The sequence below is a fragment of the Streptosporangium sp. NPDC006013 genome (genome assembly GCF_040614275.1).
GTDB lineage: Bacteria > Actinomycetota > Actinomycetes > Streptosporangiales > Streptosporangiaceae > Streptosporangium.
On record NZ_JBEXUE010000892.1, the window covers coordinates 1 to 1,804 of the forward strand.

Consider the following 1,804-nt stretch of genomic DNA (forward strand, 5'->3'; position numbering starts at 1 on the left):
CCGTGCCCGCGCCGCACGACTCGACCGCGTTCTCACCGACATGAACGACGTGCGGGGGTTCCGCCGGCGTCGCCTGGCCCTCGCCCCAGCCCGGCCAGCTCGTCGCGCAGCTCGGCGGCGCCGGGCGCGTCCATCCCCCGCCGGCCGGCCAGCACCAGGTGTTCCGCACCGTGCCGGGCCAGCCAGCGGGCCACATGCCCGCCGAGCGCGCCGGTGCCCCCGGTGATCAGCACGGTTCCGTACGGCTCCCACTCGCCGGTCCGACCCGCGGGAGCCTGCACCAGCCGCCGGGCGTACGTGCCGGAGGCCCGGATGGCGACCTGGTCCTCCCCGGCCAGCCCGGACAGCACGCTCGCCAGCCTTCGCGCCGCTCCGCGATCGACGCTCTCCGGCAGGTCGACCAGGCCGCCCCACCGCTGCGGCTGCTCCAGCGCGGCGACCCGGCCGAGGCCCCAGACAGCGGCCTGCGCCGGACTGCGCAGGGCCTCGTCGGGACCCGCCGCGACCGCGCCCCGGGTGAGGCACCACAGCGGCGCGTCGACACCGGCGTCGCCCAGGGCCTGGATCAGCAGCGTGGTCAGGACGAGCCCGGCGGGAACGTCCGAAGACTCCGAGAACTCCCGCAGGGCCAGCAACGACACCACTCCGGCGTACGGCGGGGCTCCGGCGGGTGCGCGTAGCCTCTCGGCCAGCGCGGCCCGGTCCTCGGGCACGGCCGTGAGGTCGGCCACCTCCAGGCGTACGGCGTCCGCGCCCAGGATGCCGATCGCGTCGATCACCGCGCCCGTCCAGGCGTCCGCCGCCTCGGGAAGCACGACCAGCCAGGGGCCGCTCGCCGGGGTCCGACCGGGGGCCGTCGCGCCGTCGCCGGTGAGCGGCTTCCAGGCGATCCGATACCGCCAGGCGTCGATGGCAGACCTGCGGCGCCGCTCCCTGCGCCACGACGACAGCGCCGGCAGCACCTTGGTCAGCGCGTCGCCGTCCGCGTCGAGCCGCCAGGCCAGCGCCTCGGCGTCCTCCCCCTCCACGGCGGCCCAGAACTCCGCGTCCACGGGGTCCCCGGCGCCGGTCACGCCCGTCCGGCTCGCCTCGGGCCAGAACCGCTCATGCTGGAACGCGTACGTCGGCAGGTCCACGGGCCTGGCGCCGGTGCCGGCGAAGACCGCGGCCCAGTCGGGGCTCATCCCGTGCACGTGCAGCCGTGCGAGTGCGGTGACGACGGCCTGGTGCTCGTCGCGGTCCCTGCGCAGCAGGGGCACCAGCTCCGCCTCGGACTCCGGAGGCAGGGCCTCGCGGGCCATCGCGGTCAGGGTCCCGTCCGGGCCGACCTCGACGTAGCGGGTCACCCCTGCCGCGTGCGCCGCCCGGATCCCGTCGGCGAACCTGACCGTCCTGCGTACGTGCTCCACCCAGTAGTCCGGTGAGCACAGCTCGTCCCCGGCGAGGCCACCGGTCACGTTCGAGATCACCGGGATTCGCGGCGCGGAGTAGGAGACGCCTTCGGCGACCGCCCGGAAGTCCGCCAGCATCGGCTCCATCAGCGGCGAGTGGAACGCGTGCGAGACCCGCAGCCGCCTCGTCCGGCGCCCGCTCTCCGCCAGCGCGCCCGCCACGTCGAGCACCTCCTGCTCCGCCCCGGCTATCACCACGGACTCCGGGCCGTTGATCGCGGCGACGGAGACCCGGTGCTCGTACCCGGCCAGCGCCCGCGCGGCCCGTGGCTGACCTCGGTGTTCGGCATCGTGCTGCTGGTCGGCATCCCCATCCTCGCGATCACAGGGCTGCTGTCGTACGCCGCTTACAA

Annotated in this window: 1 protein-coding gene; it reads right to left on the minus strand. The window is 75.7% G+C overall.

Features of this window, described 5'->3' with window-relative positions:
* Nucleotides 1-32: 32 nt before the first annotated feature.
* Nucleotides 33-1,646: an acyltransferase domain-containing protein gene (locus ABZ260_RS50685; protein ID WP_355633041.1), complete on the minus strand. Its 1,614-nt coding sequence runs from the start codon at nucleotides 1,644-1,646 to the stop codon at nucleotides 33-35.
* Nucleotides 1,647-1,804 lie beyond the last annotated feature (158 nt).